This window comes from Actinomycetospora sp., assembly GCF_055612215.1.
Map to the genome: position 1 here is coordinate 1 of NZ_JBVPVA010000732.1, position 1,716 is coordinate 1,716.

Annotated in this window: 2 protein-coding genes and 1 pseudogene; all 3 read right to left on the reverse strand. The window is 73.7% G+C overall.

The annotated features are described in order from the left end of the window. A pseudogene (locus tag AC0CYZ_RS19975) lies at nucleotides 1-500 on the reverse strand (MFS transporter); the annotation flags it as partial. A 127-nt stretch (nucleotides 501-627) separates the two neighbouring features. Beyond that, nucleotides 628-846 (reverse strand): dodecin, encoded by a 219-nt coding sequence (locus AC0CYZ_RS19980; RefSeq protein WP_472218490.1) that lies wholly within the window; start codon nucleotides 844-846, stop codon nucleotides 628-630. 101 nt (nucleotides 847-947) lie between these two features. Then, nucleotides 948-1,592 carry a TetR/AcrR family transcriptional regulator gene (locus AC0CYZ_RS19985; protein WP_472218492.1) on the reverse strand — a complete coding sequence of 215 codons (645 nt, stop codon included), beginning with the start codon at nucleotides 1,590-1,592 and terminating at the stop codon, nucleotides 948-950. Between the last annotated feature and the right edge of the window lie 124 nt (nucleotides 1,593-1,716).

The window sequence follows — 1,716 nt, forward strand, 5'->3', positions numbered from 1 at the left end:
GTGCCCACGGCGGCGATCATCAGCCCCGCCACGGCGGGCCCGACGATGCGCGCGGTGTTGAACGTCATCGAGTTCAGCGCGACGGCGTTCTGCAGCGCTCCGGGCCCGACCATCTCCCCGGCGAACGACTGGCGCACCGGCGCGTCGACCGCCGAGAAGCACCCCAGCAGGACTCACAGCACGTAGACCATCGGCAGGGTCACGGTGCCGGTGGTGTCGAGCAGGCCGAGGGTGAGGGCGCAGAGCCCCATGCCCACCTGCAGGACGATGAGCAGGCGCCGCTTGTCGTAGCGGTCGGCGAAGGCCCCGCCGAACAGCGAGAGCAGCAGCGTCGGGCCGAACTGCAACGCGGCGGCGACGCCGAGCGCGACCGGGCTGCCGCCGGAGAGGTTCAGGACCAGCCAGTCCTGGGCCACGCGCTGCATCCAGGTGCCGACCAGCGACACGACCTGGCCGGCGGCGAAGAGCCGGTAGTTGCGGACCCGCAGCGAGGCGAACATCGCCGTCCCTGCCGTCACCGCTGCCTCACGTTCGTTGAGCTTACCTAACCTTCCGGTGGTCGTGCCGGGCCGACGCCCGAGCACCGCCCGTCCCCCGCGATGCCCGAGCCGTCAGCGGCGCGCCGGGTCAGGACTTGGTGTCCTCGAGGGCGAAGCCCACCTTGAGGGTCACCTGGAAGTGCGCGACCTCGCCGTTCTCGACGTGCCCGCGGATCTCCGAGACCTCGAACCACCCGATCTGGCGCACCGTCTGGGCGGCGCGCGCGATGGCCCCCTTGATCGCGTCGTCCACGCTCGTCTCGGACGTCCCGACGATCTCGGTCTTCCGGTAGATGTTGTCCGCCACTAGGGCCTCCTCGGCTGCGAGGGGGCACGCGGTCGCGGGCCCCGTCGAACCCTTACCCGCTGGCTCCCGGACGTCCACATGGGCACGGCACCCGACCCGCCTCACCCGGGGTCGTCGGGCGCCACCCGCGCAGACCGGAGGGGAGCGCCGTGGACACCGAGTCGGGCCAGCGCCGCGTCGAGGGCGATCTCGAGGGGACGCACGTCGCGCGCGAGCCGGGCGAGCATGAGGCCGCCCTGGACGGCGGCGAGGAGCACCCCGGCCAGCTCGACGGCCTCCCCCGCCGCGGTGACGATCCCGCGCTCCTGCCCCACGCCGACCAGGTGCGCGAGGTCGGCGCGCCAGCGGTCGAAGGCCGCGGCCTGGTGCGCACGCAGCACCGGGTCGTCGTCGACCTGGCTGCTGAGCACCCCGAGCGGGCAGCTCAGCGGGCCCTCGCCGCCGCGGTGCACGGCGAGGAGATCGTTCGCCCAGCCGCGGACGTCACCGTCGGTGCCGGCCCCCAGCCGGGGCTGACCGGCGAGCACGCGGGCGAGCTGGTGGTCGATGACGGCGAGGACGAGGCCCTGCTTGCCGCCGAAGTGGTGGTAGAGCTGCGACTTCCCGGTGCCGGTGGACGCGAGCACGTCGCTCACCCCGGTGGCGGCGATCCCGCGCGCCTGCATGAGCGTGGCGGCGGCCTCGACCATCTGCTCGCGGGTCCGGCGTCCGCGCGCGGTCGAGGGGCGCACCACCTGCGAGGTCACGGACCGAGTGTACCGATAGGTACAATCCACGCTAGGGTGCTCGCATGACGAGCGCGGGGCCGACCGACCCCACCCGCACCGGGGACGACGGCCGGGTCGGCGACGAGGCCCCGGTGTCCCCCGA